We start from the raw sequence: 18,044 nt of genomic DNA on the forward strand, positions 1-18,044 counted from the left end.
CCGAGCGACGCGGCCACGATGGTGGCACGTTTAGAAAATAGCCTGATTAATTTCCTTCTGTCGAGAGGTACAGCAAAATATTTTTTATCGGCATAAAAGAGGAACAACGTTTCTAAAACGGGAAATACATGAATATCTAACCCTCATGAAATCACCAGTTTTTAACATTTTGTTGTTAAATACATTACGTTGAAGTTCGCCTTCTGTGGAGAGATATTGTAAATACAACAATCATGCAACAATCCCCTTTTAATATTGTGGTTTTTCCTCATTAGCCTGTGCTGACAGGGATGCTGGTCATCCTGCCTCAGGTTACCTATCATAGAGGTTTACCCCCTTCGCAAGAGTCACCTGTGCACGAAATATTCAATATGCTGCTGGCGGTCTTTGATCGGGCAGCGCTAATGCTGTTCTGTCTGTTTTTCCTGATTCGTATCCGCCTGTTCCGCGAACTGTTGCACAAGTCAGCTCACTCGGTGAAAGAGCTGCTCGCCGTTACGGCCATTTTCTCCATGTTTGCCCTGTTCAGCACCTGGTCTGGTGTACCGGTAGAAGGCTCACTGGTGAACGTGCGTATTATTGCCGTGATGTCAGGAGGAATTCTGTTCGGCCCATGGGTCGGTATCATTACCGGACTCATCGCGGGTACACACCGTTATCTGATTGATATTGGAGGTGTTACCGCCCTTCCCTGTTTTATTACCAGCATCCTTGCTGGCTGTATTGCGGGTTGGATCAACCGAAAAATCCCTAAGGCACAACACTGGCGCGCCGGTATTTTAGGCGGAATGCTGTGCGAATCATTGACCATGATTCTGGTGGTCGCCTGGGCCCCCACCACCGAACTGGGGCTGGATATCGTCTCGAAAATCGGTATCCCAATGATCCTTGGCAGCGTCTGTATCGGCTTTATCGTCATGCTGGTACAAAGCGTGGAAGGAGAGAAAGAGGCCAGTGCGGCAAAACAGGCTAAGCTGGCGCTGGATATCGCCAACAAAACCCTGCCGCTTTTTCGTCAGGTCAATAGCGAGTCGCTACGCCAGGTGTGCGAAATTATTCGCCATGATATTCATGCTGATGCCGTCGCGATCACCAATACCCAGCACGTTCTGGCCTATGTCGGCGTTGGCGAACTGAACTACCGCGATAACGATGATTTCGTTAGCCCTACCACCCAGCAGGCAATAAATTACGGAAAAATCATCATAAAGAACAATGATGAAGCACATCGCACACCGGAAATACACTCCATGCTGGTAATACCGTTGTGGGAAAAAGGTGTGGTCACCGGTACGCTGAAAATCTACTACTGCCATGCCCACCAGATCACTTCTTCATTACAGGAAATGGCTATCGGTCTGTCACAAATTATCTCGACTCAGCTTGAGGTTTCCCGCGCCGAACAGCTACGCGAAATGGCAAATAAGGCAGAGTTGCGGGCACTACAAAGTAAAATAAATCCCCATTTTCTGTTTAACGCGCTAAACGCGATCTCATCGTCAGTGCGGCTTAACCCGGACACTGCACGCCAGCTCATTTTTAATTTATCTCGCTATCTTCGCTATAATATTGAATTAAAAGATGATGAGCAGATCGACATCAAGAAAGAGCTGTATCAAATTAAAGATTACATTGCCATTGAGCAGGCCCGTTTTGGCGATAAGTTGACGGTTATTTATGATATTGATGAAGAGGTCAGCTGTTTTATTCCCAGCCTGCTGATTCAGCCATTGGTTGAGAATGCCATCGTCCATGGGATCCAACCCTGCAAAGGGAAAGGTGTGGTCACTATCAGCGTGGCGGAATGTGGTAATCGGGTACGCATTGCCGTCAGAGATACCGGCCATGGTATCGATCCGAAAGTCATTGAACGCGTTGAGTCCAATGAAATGCCGGGCAATAAAATTGGCCTGTTGAATGTGCATCACCGCGTTAAGCTCCTGTACGGCGAAGGGCTACATATCCGCCGTCTTGAGCCGGGCACAGAGATTGCCTTTTACGTGCCAAACCAGCACTCACCTGCAGCGGCCCCGGCCACATTATTGCTTTAACCAGGAGTTAAGTTGTGAAAGTCATCATTGTTGAAGATGAATTCCTGGCCCAACAGGAACTTAGCTGGCTGATAAAAGAGCACAGCCAGATGGAGATTGTCGGCACATTTGACGACGGTCTGGATGTCCTTAAATACCTGCAGCACAACCGCGTTGACGCTATTTTTCTGGATATCAATATTCCGTCACTGGATGGTGTGCTGCTGGCGCAAAACATCAGTCAGTTTGCGCATAAGCCCTTTATTGTGTTTATTACTGCCTGGAAAGAACACGCTGTTGAAGCCTTTGAACTGGAAGCGTTTGACTATATTCTGAAACCGTACCAGGAATCACGGATTGTCGGCATGTTGCAAAAACTGGAGGCAGCCTGGCAACAGCAGCAAACAGGAGCCCCCCTTACCAGCCCGGTGACGCGTGAAAACGATACGATCAACCTGATCAAAGACGAGCGGATCATCGTTACGCCAATCAACGATATTTACTACGCTGAAGCCCATGAAAAGATGACCTTCGTCTACACGCGGCGCGAATCGTATGTCATGCCGATGAACATCACCGAATTTTGCAGCAAACTGCCTGCCTCACATTTTTTCCGCTGCCACCGCTCATTCTGCGTAAACCTGAACAAAATCCGCGAGATCGAACCGTGGTTTAACAACACCTATATTTTGCGATTAAAAGATCTGGAATTTGAAATCCCGGTTAGCCGGAGCAAAGTAAAAGAATTCAGACAGTTAATGCATTTATAGGGCGATTAGTCATGACCGTGCGGATCGTTGTAAAATGGCGATCTACCGCCGGTGCTATAAAACGTAATAAAGTGAATTTTCAATGAAATACAGACATGCGCTATCCCAGTTATGTTTTCAGATGCTGGAAATGGGTGCGGATCGCCGTACGGTGAAAAAAGCCCTCACCTCACGTCGAATGAAGGCTCGTCAGGCTATCGTACTGCTGTGCAAGCAAGAGATGGTGCTACTGAGAGCCGGGAAACTGCCGATACAAAACGCAACAAGCACGACATCTCACTGACAATAACCGGTCGCGGGCTAACTAAACCCTTAACTCGCGGCCACTCAGCGTACAGAGCATGAGCACGCTACAGGCTAAACTGAATTAGCTAAGAGCAACCTTAATACCGAGGGCAATCAGCAGACCACCCAGCATTTTATCGATGACTTTCTGCGCCTTTGCCAGGCCAGCGCGCACTGGCGCACTTTGGATAAGGATCACCAGTACCGGCCACCAAATCACTGACACCATCAGGATAACGCCGGCATACCAGGCTTTTTCTGGAAAACCAGACCGGACGCTCAGCACCTGAGTGAAGATCGACAGGAAAAACAGCGTTGCTTTTGGATTAAGCAGGTTGCACAAATAGCCCTGCAGAAATGCTTTACCTAACGTCACTTCCTGGCGCGCAACCTGGGTCATATCCATACTGTTGTGCCCGCGTGACAGCAGAGCCTGCAGCCCCACCCAAATCAGATACGCAGCCCCCGCATATTTCAAAATATCGAACAGCCAGGGCGTCGTGGTAATAACAACCGCCAGTCCTGCCACACAGTAGGACATATGGGTCGCCACACCACCGACGATGCCAAGAGCTGTCATCATGGCCTGAAGACGCTGGTAGCGCGCCGCATTTTTAATCACCATGAAGAAGTCCGGGCCGGGAGAAAGAATGCCCAATGTGGCAATCGAAGCAACAAAGGCCGTCGCACTAACAGAAGGAATAAACATATTTAAAAATTCGCCAGACTGAAATGTATTACCCATAAATCAGGAAGTTGATTCTAGCTCACCAGCCTCTTTAAGCTCCATCACTTTTATCGCTTATTAAATATACTAAAAAGAATTCCTCGCGATAAATCGATTTTTATTGCAGCAATCTGACCTGGATAATGTCACCTTACCCCGATGTATCACTGTAAATAAGATGTCCGCTCTCATAAAGGGAACTGCATTAAATTTACGCTAACTTAATGATATTTCGACACGTTATTCACCAGAGTGTTATTTATACTTTTTCTTATTATTGCGGCAACCTTTTGCGGTTGTGCCCGGATATTTAATGTCAACATAATGACATTTGTAATAATTGATAATACAAAAAATCGCCCACTTCCTCAGAGCGTCTCAGTTTTAACCGTCAACGGAATTATTTTCGGTGTTGGCCGGATAAGCGCAAAGCGCCATCCGGCACGGGCCTTACAGAATGTGTCCCAGCGTCTGGCGTAAATGCGCGCCGGAACCAAGCAGGCCTGGATTATCATGCACAATCAGATAGACCGGGATATCCTGCACATAGGCTTTAAAACGCCCTTTATCCTCAAAACCGCCGCGAAAACCCGATGCTTTAAAGAATTCCAGGAAGCGCGGCACTATGCCGCCGGCAATGTACACCCCGCCAAACGTCCCCAGCGTTAATGCAAGATCGCCGCCAAACCGGCCCATGATGACGCAAAACAGCGACAGTGCGCGACGACAGTCAATACAGGAATCAGCCAGGGCGCGTTCCGTAATGTCTTTCGGTTGCAGATTTTCCGGCAGACGTCCGTCAGATTTCACAATCGCGCGATACAGATTTACCAGCCCAGGACCGGACAGCACGCGCTCTGCCGAAACGTGACCAATCTCAGCCCGCAGCACTTCCAGGATAATCGCCTCTTCCTCACTGTTCGGCGCAAAATCCACATGCCCCCCCTCGCCTGGCAGGCTCACCCAGCGTTTATCCACATGAACCAGATGCGCCACGCCGAGACCGGTGCCTGCGCCATAGACCGCAATGGGTTTGCCCTCGACAGGCTCAGCGCCGCCAAACTGGATCAAATGCTCTTTTTTCAGCATTGGGATTGCCATTGATACGGCAGTGAAATCATTGATGATTTCCAGATGGCTAAAGCCCAGATTCTTTTTCATCTCGGCAATAGAAAATGCCCAGGTATGGTTGGTCATGGCCACCCAGTCGCCGGTTATTGGGCAGGCAATGGCGATACAGCCATCTTTGACGCTAACGCTATGCTCATCCAGGTACACGCGCACAACGGCTTCAAGGCTTGGGTAATCCAGCCCGGAATAGGTTTTCGCCTGTGAAATCTCGCCGCTGGCAATATCGCACAGAGCAAGACGCGCGTTGGTGCCGCCAACATCACCCACTAAAGCATATTTTGTCATTCTTTCACGGCTCCGCTAAAGTCAGAATAAATCTTTGTCACACTGTAAATTCATGGGGGCATAACAACAACGCCCTGAAGGCTGATGCCCGTGGAATATCGATCCAGGTCACAGAATTACTTTATCGTTTCAGCATCATTTGCAGCGATGCCGTTGGGCAGGCTGTGCAAACTACGCCTATGACTCTGCATTAAGGAATAGAAAATGCTCCATCCACGAGCCAGAACGATGCTCTTGCTATCAACACCTGCGCTGCTGATTGGTGTAGCGTCCAGTCTGGTGCTGATTGCTGTGATGAAAGTGGCTTCCGTTTTACAGCAGTTTTTGTGGGAACGTCTGCCCATAAGCATCGGTATTGCCCAGGATTCTCCATTCTGGATTATTGCAATGCTCACGCTTACCGGGGTCGTGGTCGGGCTCATCATCCGCTACAGTCATGGCCATGCTGGCCCTGACCCAGCCTGCGAACCTTTAATCGGCATGCCCGTCTCGACGTCTGCGTTGCCTGGACTGCTGGCCGCCCTGATTATTGGCCTCGCGGGGGGCGTCAGTTTGGGTCCAGAGCACCCCATCATGACCGTTAACATTGCGTTGGCAGTGGCGATGGGTAGCCGCATGTTTCCACGAATTGCAAAGCTGGACTGGACCATCCTCGCCTCTGCTGGCACCATCGGGGCGCTATTTGGTACCCCGGTTGCCGCTGCGCTGGTCTTTTCGCAAACGCTGAACAGCTCCAACGATGTCCCCCTATGGGACCGTTTGTTCGCACCGTTAATGGCCGCCGCGGCAGGATCACTCACCACCAGCCTGTTCTTTCATCCCCACTTTTCATTGCCCATCGCGCACTATACGCAGATGCATCTGGTCGATATCTTCAGCGGCGCGGTCGTTGCGGCCATTGCTATCGCGGCGGGGATGGTGGCCGTGTGGTGCCTGCCTCGTTTGCACCATCTGATACATCGCCTGAAACATCCGGTGCTGATCCTCGGCGCTGGAGGCTTTATCCTCGGCATTTTGGGTGTTATCGGAGGACCACTGACCCTGTTTAAGGGCCTGGATGAGATGCAGCAAATGGCATTTAGCCAGACGCTGGGAGCCTCAGACTATTTCATGCTGGCGGTGATAAAGCTGGCTGCGTTGGTCGTGGCTGCAGCGAGTGGTTTTCGCGGTGGGCGAATTTTCCCCGCGGTATTCGTTGGCGTCGCACTGGGGCTGATGCTGCATGCCCATGTCGAAGCCGTTCCTGCCGCGATTACGGTCTCCTGCGCCATTCTGGGATTGGTACTGGTCGTCACTCGTGATGCATGGCTGAGCCTGTTTATGGCGGCAGTGGTGGTGCCGGACACCACCCTACTCCCACTGTTGTGCATCGTCATGCTTCCGGCCTGGCTGCTATTAGCCGGAAAACCAATGATGATTGCTGACCGTCCCGATAAGTAACTATCCCCCGTTGCGGGATTCCAGCGCACGGGTCACCGTGCGCAAGAGTTCGGGAAGGTCAGCCTTCGGCAACACCACTTCTATCAACGAGAGGCGTTGCGGTTTTGCCAGACGAGCCAGAACCTCTTCCAGTTGGACAGCCTGCTTCACGCGCCAGCATTCCGCCTGACATTCACGACTTAGCGCCTGTGGCACCTGCGTCCAGCTCCATCCGGCGATATCATTGTATCGTTGGTTCGCACCATGAATAGCACGCTCCACGGTATAACCGTCATTATTGAGCAGTAAAATAACAGGCGTTTGCCCGTCTCTAAGCATGGTTCCCAATTCCTGAATGGTGAGCTGTGCCGCACCATCGCCAATAATCAGGATCACCCTACGGTGCGGGAAGGCTGTTTGCGCCCCAAATGCAGCAGGCAAAGCATAACCGATTGACCCCCACAGCGGCTGGACCAGTACTTCCGCCCCGGCAGGAAGTGACAGCGCAGCTGCGCCAAATGCTGCGGTCCCCTGATCGACAAGAATAATATCGTCGGGGGCCAGATACTGTTGCACCGTATGCCAGAAATTTCCCTGCGTCAGAGGGCCTTTCTCAACCTGCAGACGCCCGGCACAAGGACGTTCAGGCGGAAGCGAAAACGACATTTCCAGGCACAGTTCCCGTAGCGTAGTAACCGCCTGTTCCATCGGAATGTTAAACCAGCTTCCCCCAACCCGCGACGCATGGGGTTGAATCTCAATCGTTCGCTCGGGAGGTAAGTTTTGCGTAAACCCGGCGGTCAGGGTGTCAACAAACCGGGTACCGACGCAAATAATCGTATCGGCGTCTTCTATCGCATGGAGCACATAATCGCTGCTGGCCCCCGCGCTGTAGGTACCCACAAACGCCGGATGTCGCTCGTCAAACAATCCTTTGCCCATCAACAGCGTGGCATGAGCCATCGGCGTTTCCGTCATCCAGCGTTGTAAAACGGGCTGCAAGCCAAAGCGTAGCGCGAGAAAATCGGCTAATAGCGACACGCGCGAACTGTCCAGCAGCTGTTCACGCGCATGATAGCGAAACGCAGCAGCTACGCTACTTTCCGGCTCGCTCAAGGGAACAATAAGTATATCACTTGGTGGTGTAGCAGGTTGTTTCGCAACATCAGCAGGTAGCATCAGGTAACCCGGTCGTCTTTCGGTTAACATCGCCTGCAACACGCGGTCAATTTCATAGCAGGCATTTTGTTCATCCAGCACGGCACTGGCGACCGTCACTGACTGTTGCATACGGTAGAAATGCTGAAAGTCACCGTCGCCGAGGGTGTGATGCATTAACTCGCCACGACGCTGAGCGCTGCGACATGGCGCCCCGACAATGTGCAGGACAGGAACGTATTCCGCGTAACTTCCGGCAATACCATTAATTGCGCTTAACTCGCCCACGCCAAAAGTGGTAAGCAATGCTCCCGCTCCGACTACCCTGGCATAGCCATCCGCGGCATACGCCGCATTCAATTCATTTGCACACCCGACCCAACGCACGCTTGAGTGGTCAATGACGTGGTCAAGAAACTGCAAATTGTAATCGCCCGGCACACCAAACAGATGGTCAATGCCACAGTCTGCCAGCCTGTCCAGCAGATAATCAGCAACGGAATACGGGGTTTGCATGACAGCTATCCTTCTGACGGTAACCTCATGTTGAGTATCGAAGAACTGTGATGACTGTCCAGGAATGTCGCTGCGAAGGAGGTGGAAAGCAGAGTGTACAGTTTTGACGATCAAAATTTCCTTGAAGAATCGATTGTGTAACCGTATACACTAAAAGACACCTATGTTCTGGAAGGAGGCGACATGGCTTATCAGGCTAACGAAAATCGCTATCACACAATGGAATACCGCCGCTGCGGTCAGAGCGGGCTCAAACTGCCGATTGTCTCCCTGGGTCTGTGGCACAATTTTGGTGATACCACTCAGGTCGAAAACAGCCGGGCCCTATTACAGCACGCCTTCGATCTGGGGATCAGCCATTTTGATCTGGCGAATAACTACGGCCCGCCGCCGGGTTCGGCTGAACGAAACTTCGGTCGCATCCTGCAGGAAGATTTTTTATCGTACCGGGATGAACTGATAATCTCGACCAAAGCAGGCTATACCATGTGGGAAGGTCCCTACGGTGACTGGGGATCGCGTAAGTACCTGATTGCCAGCCTCGATCAAAGTCTGAAACGTCTGGGGCTGGAGTATGTTGATATCTTCTATCATCACCGACCCGATCCCCAAACTCCGCTCAGAGAAACCATGACCGCGCTGGATCATATTGTGCGTCAGGGGAAAGCGTTGTACGTAGGACTCTCTAACTATCCTGCGGATCTCGCCAGGCAGGCGATCGAAATACTCGATGATTTAGGGACACCATGTCTCATCCACCAGCCGAAATATTCCATGTTTGAGCGCGGGGTTGAGGGGGGACTGCTATCACTCTTGCAGGAAAAAGGTGTGGGCAGCATCGCCTTTTCCCCACTGGCTGGCGGGCAATTAACTGACCGCTATCTGAACGGTATTCCGGCGGATTCCCGTGCAGCGAGCGCCAGCCGTTTTCTCAACCCAGACCAGATCACCCCACAAAAACTGGAAAAAGTCCGTGCCCTTAATGCGCTGGCCGGGCGCCGGGGACAAAAACTGTCCCAGATGGCGTTAGCCTGGGTTCTTCGCGATGATAAAGTGACGTCAGTACTGATTGGCGCCAGCAAACCTGCGCAAATTGAAGATGCCGTTGGCATGCTGGCAAACCGTCATTTCTCTGCCGAAGAGTGTGCGGAGATCGACGCCATCCTGGGTTGATGGAAATAAAGACACATTTATTAACAAAAAGTGCGTTCTCTGACGATTTAAGAGTTAAGGCGATGAAACGGGGCTTTACTGCCCCGTAATATTGCGTTAACAGGCCGGCTACGGCTCGATCGTGAAGGAGAGAAACAATGTTCAGGTCACTGATTCTGGCGGCAGTCTTATTGGCTTTTGCACCGCTGGCCGCAAACGCTGGCGAAATCACCCTGCTGCCGTCGATTAAATTACAAATTGGCGATCGCGATAACTACGGTAACTACTGGGACGGTGGGCGCTGGCGTGACCGGGATTACTGGCACCATAATTATGAATGGCGTAAAAATCGTTGGTGGCGTCATGACAACGGTTATCATCGCGGCTGGGATAAGCGCAAAGCTTATGAGCGAGGCTATCGTGAAGGCTGGAACGATCGCGATGACCATCGCGGGCGTGGACGTGGCCACGGGCACCGCCATTAATGTAACAAATCCCCATCATGCGGGGAGTATTGTTCACACAAATCATCGAGTTACCCAGGGCCTGTGTCTATACCCAGGCCCTTTTTGCATCACGCTTTGCCAATCGCCAGATGACAAGCAGCCACATCCCCTCGCCCCTGTTTTCCCGTAAATTTCCTGTTCATTTCACAAATTCGCAAAATCGGAAAAAAAAATTCCGATTTATCGTGTTTTTTTTGAACTTTGCGCGATAAATATTAACATTAATTTAATATTATAAAACCTGGGGTGAGCGCTAATGAAAAAACAAGAAAGACAAAAGGCCATTCGGGTTAAGTTAGTAACCGATAAAAAGGTTTATGTTAGCGAATTAGCAAAGGAATTATCTGTCACAACTCGCACGATCCGTAATGACTTAAATGAATTAAGTCAGAATAGTCTTTTCTCATTATTTCATGGTGGTGCACAATTAAAAAGCACACCTGAGGAATCATTATTTGAGCAGTCTTTCACCAACACCATATTGAATGGGTTCAAAAGCCAGAAAGAAATTGTATCGGTTTCTGCTCATGCCAAAAAAAATAGCTATATAGATGATAGCATTTACATACTTGGTTCATTCAATATAGATATTGTTTCTGAAACGACGACATTTCCTCAGATTGGCCAGACCATCCGAGCCTCTGCAACCCGTTTTTATGCCGGAGGAAAAGGCACAAACCAGGCGGTTGCCGCGGCTAAAATCAATAACAATGTTCATCTCACCGTTAAGTTAGGAGCCGATGAGTTTTCAAAAAAAGCCAAAAGATATTTAACCAATACTGAAATTTCTTCTTTTTCTTTTTTTGAAAATGAAATGTCATCCACGGGCATTGCAATGGTATGGGTTTCAGGTGCTACGGGTGACAATATGATCAGTATCGATCTTGGGGCCAATGAAACTTTTACCCAGGAAGATATTCTATTGGATATTGATACCATCCGTAATTGCAAAGTTTTTTTAACTCAGCTGGAGAATAATTTTCCGATCACGCGTTTCGCTATCATGCAGGCAAAACTCGGAAAATCGCTGGTTGTCCTGAACCCGGCGCCTTATGTTTCAGAGATCAAAGAAATATTGCATTTAATTGACATTATTACGCCGAACAAAATTGAAGCTGAAGCGTTATCTGGTATCAACATTGTTGATATCTATTCGGCCAAAAATGCCGCCAGGAGCATTTATGTGCAAGGCGCAAAATGCGTCATTATCACGTTAGGTAGCGACGGTTGTCTGATCTTTGATGGCACAGTTTTCACGCATATTCCTGCCTATAAATCAGCCGTGGTCGATACCAGTGGAGCAGGCGATGCCTTTACCGGGGCACTGGCTGCATGCATTGCAAACGGTAAAGGACTCATCAATGCAGCGCAGTATGCTTCTGCGTTTGCCTCGTTGAAAGTTGAACGTAAAGGTGCATCAAACATGCCCAACAATTCACTCGTTTATCATCGTATGCAGTAGCTGTTTAGAGCATCTTCAGCCCCCTACACCTATAGGATAATTTCATGAAAAATAAAATGTTTTATCGTGTTATCGGTGCCACAGTCGGTTTAGCGCTTTCCGCCACTTTCACCGCCCCCACTTATGCCGCCGATACTCAGACGCATAAACCTAAAGTCGCGCTGGTGATGAAGTCACTGGCAAATGAGTTTTTCCTGACCATGGAAACCGGAGCAAAAGAGTATCAGAAAAAAAATGCCGATAAGTTTGATTTGATTTCTAACGGCATCAAAAACGAAACGGATACGGCAAATCAAATCCAGATCGTTGAACAAATGATTGTCTCAAAAGCCGATGCGATTATCATTGCGCCATCAGACTCGAAAGCCCTTGTACCGGTCATTAAGAAGGCAATTGATGCCGGTATTATTGTCATCAACATTGATAACAAATTTGATGACGGTGTACTTAAAGATAAAAACCTGAATATTCCTTTTGTTGGCCCGGATAACCAAAAAGGTGCAAAAGAAATTGGCGATTATTTAGCGAAGCATCTTAAGGCCGGCGATCAGGTTGGCATTATTGAAGGCATCCCTACCTCCAGCAACTCTCAGCAACGTACTCTGGGCTTCCAAAATGCAATGTCCCAGGGCGGCATGAAAGTTGTTTCTGTTCAATCTGGCCAGTGGGAAATTAACAACGCCAATGCGGTCGCGGCGGCAATGTTAAGTGAATATCCTGATATCAAAGCACTGTTAGCCGATAACGATAATATGGCATTAGGCGCCGTTTCCGCCATCCGCTCCGCCGGGAAAAAAGGACAGGTTCTGGTTGTCGGCTATGACAATATCGAAGCGATTAAGCCTATGTTAAATGACGGTCGTGTTTTAGCCACTGCGGACCAATTTGCCTCTCAACAGGCGGTATTTGGTATTGATGCCGCCCTTGATGCCTTAAAAAATGGCAAAAAACAGAGTGAGCTCTCCAGCAACGTAGAAACGCCAATAAAACTGATCGTTAAACAATAAGCGGATAACAACAGTACGCCGCTGTGGTACTGCCATCAATTGAGTATCAGAGCGGCTTACCGGATAAGGCCAGAATATGAAAAGTGGGCAAGAAATCCTCACGATACAGGGAGTAGGTAAAACCTACAGTGAACCTGTTCTGGTGGATGTGACGCTAGCATTATATCCAGGAAAAGTACTGGCCCTGACGGGAGAAAACGGTGCCGGGAAAAGTACGTTATCAAAAATTATTGGCGGGTTAACCAACGCAACGACCGGGAAAATGGTTTATCAGGGGCAGCCTTACGCACCTGCGAGCCGAAAAGAGGCAGAAAAGCTGGGTGTTCGCATGGTTATGCAAGAACTCAATTTACTGCCTACGCTGTCGGTTGCAGAAAACTTATTTCTCGAACAACTTCCGCATCGATTCGGCTGGATCGATCGTAAAAAGCTAGCAGAAATGGCCCGCCCGGTAATGGCAATGGTTGGGCTGCAATCAGTCAATCCAAATACGCTGGTGGGCGAATTGGGTATTGGTCACCAACAGATGATCGAAATCGCCAGAAACCTGATTGGTGAAAGCCGGGTACTGATTCTGGATGAACCGACGGCCATGCTCAGTAGTCGTGAGGTCGAACTGCTGTTTAAACAAATCGCGCTCTTCAAAGCCCGGGGCGTTTCAATAATTTATATTTCTCACCGACTGGATGAGCTTGCGATGATTGCTGATGACATCGCGGTGCTACGTGATGGCCATTTGGTTTGCGTGGACGATATTAAACGCTATACCCGCGATCAACTTGTTTCGTTGATGGTCGGCCGTGATTTAGAAAGTTCATTTGATTTAAGTGGGCGCCAGGCAGGTCAACCCATCCTGAAAGTGGAAAATTTTAAGCGTGGGAAAATCATTCGCGACACGTCGTTTACCTTGCACAGTGGCGAAGTGCTCGGCATCAGTGGCCTTGTCGGCTCTGGCAGGACAGAGTTGCTACGCGCTATTTTTGGCGCGGACAAAATAGACAGTGGCACATTACTGGTTGGTACTCCACTAAAGCCGGTGGTGATCCGTTCGCCTGCACAGGCTATCCGGCACGGTATCGCCTTAGTCACGGAGGATCGTAAAGGTGAAGGGCTTCTGCTACCACAGTCGGTGGCCGCAAATATCTCGTTGGGCAACAGCGACAAAATTAGCCATCTGTCGGTCGTTAACACATTGAGTGAAACCACATTAGCGAATAAGCACATCAAAAGTTTAGGCGTTCGTACAACGAACACCTCACAGGCCGTGGAAAGCCTGTCAGGTGGTAATCAGCAGAAAGTTCTCATTAGCCGCTGGCTGGAACGAGACTGTGAAGTCGTCTTATTTGATGAGCCGACTCGCGGTATTGATGTGGGTGCCAAGCAAGATATTTATCAATTGCTGAATACGTTAACGGCGAAGGGAAAAGGCGTTGTTGTCGTTTCCAGTGACCTACGCGAGCTGATGTTGGTTTGCGATCGTATTGCGGTCATTTCCGATGGCAAGTTAGTGAACACATTTACACGTGATAACTGGAGCCAGGATCGCATTTTAGCGGCTGCATTTTCGGCCTATCAGCATTCAGAAGAGACTGTCAGCGAGTAGCCGGGGATAAAAAATGAAAAACAATTTTGCGACAAAACAAGCGGCAGCAGAGAAAAGAAATATACCGACGTCATGGAAAGGCCTAAGTAGCTATATCGGGTTGCTCGGGGCGTTAGCCGCCATGATCGTCCTATTTTCATGCCTCAGTTCTCATTTCTGGAGCATGAACACTTTCAGCACTATTGCGAATCAGATCCCCGATTTAATCGTCATGTCGGTGGGGATGACATTTATCTTAATCATTGCCGGCATCGACCTTTCCGTTGGATCGTTGCTGGCGCTTGCTGCTGCAGTCGTCAGCGTCACCTATTTAAATTTTCATTGGACGCCCTGGCTGGCCGCGCTTTCAGGCGTAGCGCTCGCCACATTCGTTGGGGCGCTAACGGGCCTGATTACCGTTGCCTGGCGTATTCCGGCGTTTATCGTCTCACTGGGCGTTCTGGAAATGGCCCGCGGAGCCGCGTATCAGTTAACTGACTCGCGGACCGCGTATCTCGGTTCTATTTATGATTATTTAGCCGACCCCATTCTCTTTGGCGTCTCCCCTTCTTTTATTATCGCGATCGTTGTCATTGTTGCCGGGCATCTGGTGCTGACACGAACCGTATTTGGTCGCCATTTGATCGGTATTGGCACCAATGAAGAAGCCGTTCGATTATCAGGTATAAATCCTGGTCCTTATAAGATCGCAGTCTTTGCCTTGATGGGGGGATTATCCGGTCTGGCATCGCTGTTTCAGGTTGCCCGTCTTGAAGCCGCCGATCCCAATAGCGGCGTTGGCATGGAACTACAGGTGATTGCCGCCGTTGTGATTGGTGGCACGAGCCTGATGGGAGGACGTGGCTCGATTATCTGTACGTTTCTTGGCGCGTTGATTATTTCCGTTCTGGCGGCGGGACTGGCGCAAGTTGGCGCAAGCGAACCGACAAAACGTTTTATCACAGGAGCCGTGATAATCGTTGCAGTGGTACTTGATACATACCGTAGTCACTTAAATAAAAAATAATCATGCGGGTTACCCGGTTTGACCGGGTAACCACAGCAGATGAAAGCCCTGCTACAATCCGAGCGCGGTCCCGACGAGCAGCCAGATATTCAGTGCCACGACCAGTACCACAATCACCCAGCCAACCTGTTTCACCCAACGGCCATTAACTAAATCCCCCATCAGTTGGCTGTTGCTGGTAAAAATCAGTAGCGGCACCAGCGCCAGGGCGATACCAAAGCTGAGTAATACCTGGCTCATCACCAGAATACGCGTCGGATCTAATCCCATCAGAATCACAATAAATGACGGCATCATGGTGACAGTGCGGCGCACCCAAAGCGGAATGTGAAAGCGAATAAATCCTTGCATCACCACCTGCCCCGCCAGCGTACCGACCACGGTAGAGGAAAGCCCTGCCGCCACCAGGCTTAAACCAAACACGGTTGCCGCAGCATGGCTCAGCAGCGGCTCAAGCGTCAGATAGGCCTGGTCCAGGTCTGCGATCCCGGTATGCCCGCTAAAGTGAAACGCAGCTGCTGCGGTCGCCATCATTGCCAGATTGACAAATCCGGCAATCGTCATGGCAATAGCCACATCCCATTTCGTCGCTGCGTAACGCTGCTGGCGCGTACCACCGTGCAAATGCTGGGTTAAGGAGGAGTGCAGATAAATGACGTGCGGCATGATGGTGGCGCCAAGCACACCGGCCGCCAGGAACACCGCTTCGGAATTGGGCAGGCTCGGTATAACCATCCCTTTGCTAAGCTGCGCGAAGTTCGGCTGGGAAAAGATCAGTTCCACAATGTAAGCCGCAGCCACAAACAACAACAAACCGCCGATCACTTTTTCCAGGGGTTTTTGCCCGCGACGCTGCAGCATCAGAATTAAAAATGTCGCAATACCGGTGAGCACAGCCCCCTGCAATAATGACACGCCGAGGATCAACTTGAAACCAATCGCAGCGCCAATAAATTCTGCAAGATCGGTCGCCATCGCAATAATTTCGGCCTGTACCCAGTAAAACCAAACCACTGGACGAGGATAGTGATCGCGGATCTGTTCCGCCAGGTTTTTGCCGGTGGCAATGCCAAGCTTGGCCGACAGCACCTGAATCAGCATCGCCATCAGGTTTGCCCAGACCACAACCCACAGCAGTTTGTAGCCAAAGCTAGCCCCTGCCTGGATATTCGTAGCAAAGTTACCGGGATCGATATATCCGATAGCCGCGATGAACGCAGGTCCCATTAATGCGAGCTTCAACTTGCGCGCTGCCCGTCCACTGCTACTCTCAACGCGATCGTTAGTCATTTTAGTGCCTCAGAAACATAGCCTTTGCTATGTTTCAAGCTACGCCTATTGAGAATGATTATCAAATTCATTTTGATGGGAGAAGTTGATTTCTCTGATAGCGTTTGTCTATGGAACGGTAAGAAATTTGGAAATGCCGGTAAGATGTTTGATTATTGTTATGAGATTAGCACAGTGACATAACTTTTCACTTCCATACTAAACATAACGGAAGTGTATCACCGATCACTAATTTTGAATCTCGTCACAGGTCCTTATTATAGTGTGTGTTTGATCTCGTTTTCTTTACTGTTGTTACATAGAATGTGCACGAAAACTAAATCTGCCTCAAATTTGGAGCAAATATGGACCGCGTTCTTCACTTTGTCCTGGCCCTTGCCGTGGTTGCGGTACTCGCACTGCTGGTAAGCAGTGACCGTAAAAAAATCCGCATTCGTTATGTTATTCAATTGCTTGTTATCGAAGTGTTACTGGCATGGTTCTTCCTGAACTCTGATGTCGGCCTGGGCTTTGTAAGAGGCTTCTCCGAAATGTTTGAAAAACTGCTCGGATTCGCTAATGAAGGGACTAACTTTGTCTTCGGCAGCATGAACGATAAAGGCCTGGCATTCTTCTTCCTGAAAGTGCTTTGCCCAATCGTCTTCATTTCCGCCCTGATCGGTATTTTGCAGCATATCCGTGTTCTGCCGGTTATTATCCGCGCGATTGGTTTCCTGTTATCCAAAGTGAACGGTATGGGCAAACTGGAATCCTTCAACGCCGTTAGCTCCCTGATTCTGGGTCAGTCCGAGAACTTTATCGCCTATAAAGATATCCTCGGTAAAATGTCTCGCAACCGCATGTACACCATGGCAGCAACGGCGATGTCTACCGTTTCCATGTCTATCGTCGGCGCGTACATGACGATGCTGGAACCAAAATACGTTGTTGCTGCGCTGGTTCTGAACATGTTCAGCACCTTTATCGTTCTGTCACTGATCAACCCTTATACCGTTGATGCCAGCGAAGAAAATATTCAGATGTCCAATCTGCACGAAGGTCAGAGCTTCTTCGAAATGTTGGGTGAATACATTCTGGCAGGTTTCAAAGTTGCGATTATCGTTGCAGCAATGCTGATTGGTTTCATCGCGCTGATCGCAGCCCTGAACGCCCTGTTCGCGACCGTTACCGGTTGGTTTGGCTACAGCATCTCCTTCCAGGGCATCCTGGGTTACATCTTCTACCCGATTGCGTGGGTGATGGGTGTGCCGTCCAGCGAAGCGCTGCAGGTGGGCAGTATCATGGCAACTAAACTGGTTTCCAACGAATTCGTCGCAATGATGGACCTGCAGAAAATCGCCTCTACGCTCTCTCCGCGCGCTGAAGGCATTATCTCTGTGTTCCTGGTTTCCTTCGCGAACTTCTCTTCTATCGGTATCATTGCAGGTGCAATTAAAGGCCTGAACGAAGAGCAAGGTAACGTGGTTTCCCGCTTTGGTCTGAAACTGGTATACGGTTCTACGCTGGTCAGCGTACTGTCTGCATCTATCGCCGCACTGGTGCTGTAAGCGTAAGACAACGTCGTATTGATAAGACCGGGGAGATTCTTCTCCCCGGTTTTTTTATGCCTGCTATTCAGCAAACCGAAGAGATACAGGGTAAGAAAAGGCAGGATACAGAAACGAAAAACCCCCGCTTTTCAGCGAGGGTTTCAATTT

At 49.6% G+C, this 18,044-nt stretch carries 15 protein-coding genes; 11 read left to right on the top strand and 4 right to left on the bottom strand.

Features of this window, described 5'->3' with window-relative positions:
- Positions 1-353 precede the first annotated feature (353 nt).
- The 3 genes from RYZ59_RS01885 (at position 354) to RYZ59_RS01895 (ending at position 3,083) form a co-directional block, all read left to right on the top strand.
- Positions 354-2,051: a sensor histidine kinase gene (locus RYZ59_RS01885; RefSeq protein ID WP_086523807.1), complete on the top strand. Its 1,698-nt coding sequence runs from the start codon at positions 354-356 to the stop codon at positions 2,049-2,051.
- 14 nt (positions 2,052-2,065) lie between these two features.
- Positions 2,066-2,800: a two-component system response regulator YpdB gene (gene ypdB, locus RYZ59_RS01890; protein ID WP_286628991.1), complete on the top strand. Its 735-nt coding sequence runs from the start codon at positions 2,066-2,068 to the stop codon at positions 2,798-2,800.
- Between the two features lie 82 nt (positions 2,801-2,882).
- Positions 2,883-3,083, top strand: a complete 201-nt coding sequence (locus RYZ59_RS01895; RefSeq protein WP_202038156.1) for a hypothetical protein — start codon at positions 2,883-2,885, stop codon at positions 3,081-3,083.
- Positions 3,084-3,167: 84 nt separating this feature from the next.
- Here the strand turns inward: RYZ59_RS01895 and RYZ59_RS01900 are convergent, their stop codons facing one another.
- Together RYZ59_RS01900 and glk are read right to left on the bottom strand one after the other, a co-directional pair.
- Positions 3,168-3,794, bottom strand: a complete 627-nt coding sequence (locus tag RYZ59_RS01900; RefSeq protein ID WP_318044515.1) for a LysE family transporter — start codon at positions 3,792-3,794, stop codon at positions 3,168-3,170.
- A gap of 468 nt (positions 3,795-4,262) precedes the next feature.
- Positions 4,263-5,228: a glucokinase gene (gene glk, locus RYZ59_RS01905; protein ID WP_115643122.1), complete on the bottom strand. Its 966-nt coding sequence runs from the start codon at positions 5,226-5,228 to the stop codon at positions 4,263-4,265.
- Between the two features lie 204 nt (positions 5,229-5,432).
- Here glk and RYZ59_RS01910 point away from each other — a divergent pair, with 204 nt between their 5' ends.
- The gene (locus tag RYZ59_RS01910; protein WP_318044518.1) at positions 5,433-6,668 is read left to right on the top strand and encodes an ion channel protein; all 1,236 of its coding nucleotides are present in this window, start codon (positions 5,433-5,435) and stop codon (positions 6,666-6,668) included.
- Here the strand turns inward: RYZ59_RS01910 and RYZ59_RS01915 are convergent, their stop codons facing one another.
- Positions 6,669-8,321 carry an alpha-keto acid decarboxylase family protein gene (locus RYZ59_RS01915; protein WP_318044520.1) on the bottom strand — a complete coding sequence of 551 codons (1,653 nt, stop codon included), beginning with the start codon at positions 8,319-8,321 and terminating at the stop codon, positions 6,669-6,671.
- Positions 8,322-8,504: 183 nt separating this feature from the next.
- On the opposite strand from RYZ59_RS01915, the gene mgrA reads away from it, so the two are divergent.
- The 6 genes from mgrA (at position 8,505) to RYZ59_RS01945 (ending at position 15,057) form a co-directional block, all read left to right on the top strand.
- Entirely contained in the window at positions 8,505-9,494 is a 990-nt protein-coding gene (gene mgrA / locus RYZ59_RS01920) for an L-glyceraldehyde 3-phosphate reductase (protein ID WP_318044522.1), read from the top strand.
- 137 nt (positions 9,495-9,631) lie between these two features.
- On the top strand, positions 9,632-9,958 hold the full coding sequence (ypeC, locus tag RYZ59_RS01925) for a DUF2502 domain-containing protein YpeC (RefSeq protein WP_005122377.1): 327 nt from the start codon (positions 9,632-9,634) through the stop codon (positions 9,956-9,958).
- A 277-nt stretch (positions 9,959-10,235) separates the two neighbouring features.
- Positions 10,236-11,441 carry a PfkB family carbohydrate kinase gene (locus RYZ59_RS01930; protein WP_318044527.1) on the top strand — a complete coding sequence of 402 codons (1,206 nt, stop codon included), beginning with the start codon at positions 10,236-10,238 and terminating at the stop codon, positions 11,439-11,441.
- A 44-nt stretch (positions 11,442-11,485) separates the two neighbouring features.
- The gene (locus RYZ59_RS01935) at positions 11,486-12,448 is read left to right on the top strand and encodes a sugar ABC transporter substrate-binding protein (RefSeq protein ID WP_318044529.1); all 963 of its coding nucleotides are present in this window, start codon (positions 11,486-11,488) and stop codon (positions 12,446-12,448) included.
- 76 nt (positions 12,449-12,524) lie between these two features.
- Positions 12,525-14,051 (top strand): sugar ABC transporter ATP-binding protein, encoded by a 1,527-nt coding sequence (locus tag RYZ59_RS01940; RefSeq protein ID WP_318044531.1) that lies wholly within the window; start codon positions 12,525-12,527, stop codon positions 14,049-14,051.
- A gap of 13 nt (positions 14,052-14,064) precedes the next feature.
- The gene (locus tag RYZ59_RS01945) at positions 14,065-15,057 is read left to right on the top strand and encodes an ABC transporter permease (protein ID WP_202038149.1); all 993 of its coding nucleotides are present in this window, start codon (positions 14,065-14,067) and stop codon (positions 15,055-15,057) included.
- Positions 15,058-15,108: 51 nt separating this feature from the next.
- Here RYZ59_RS01945 and RYZ59_RS01950 read toward each other — a convergent pair whose 3' ends face one another.
- Entirely contained in the window at positions 15,109-16,347 is a 1,239-nt protein-coding gene (locus tag RYZ59_RS01950; protein ID WP_318044535.1) for an Nramp family divalent metal transporter, read from the bottom strand.
- 344 nt (positions 16,348-16,691) lie between these two features.
- Between RYZ59_RS01950 and nupC the strand changes: the two genes are divergently transcribed.
- A complete protein-coding gene (gene nupC / locus RYZ59_RS01955) occupies positions 16,692-17,894 on the top strand; it encodes a nucleoside permease NupC (RefSeq protein ID WP_048210997.1) in 1,203 nt (400 codons plus the stop codon).
- Positions 17,895-18,044 lie beyond the last annotated feature (150 nt).

The organism is Citrobacter sp. HN-141 (assembly GCF_033341895.1).
In the GTDB taxonomy this organism is placed as follows: Bacteria; Pseudomonadota; Gammaproteobacteria; order Enterobacterales; family Enterobacteriaceae; genus Citrobacter.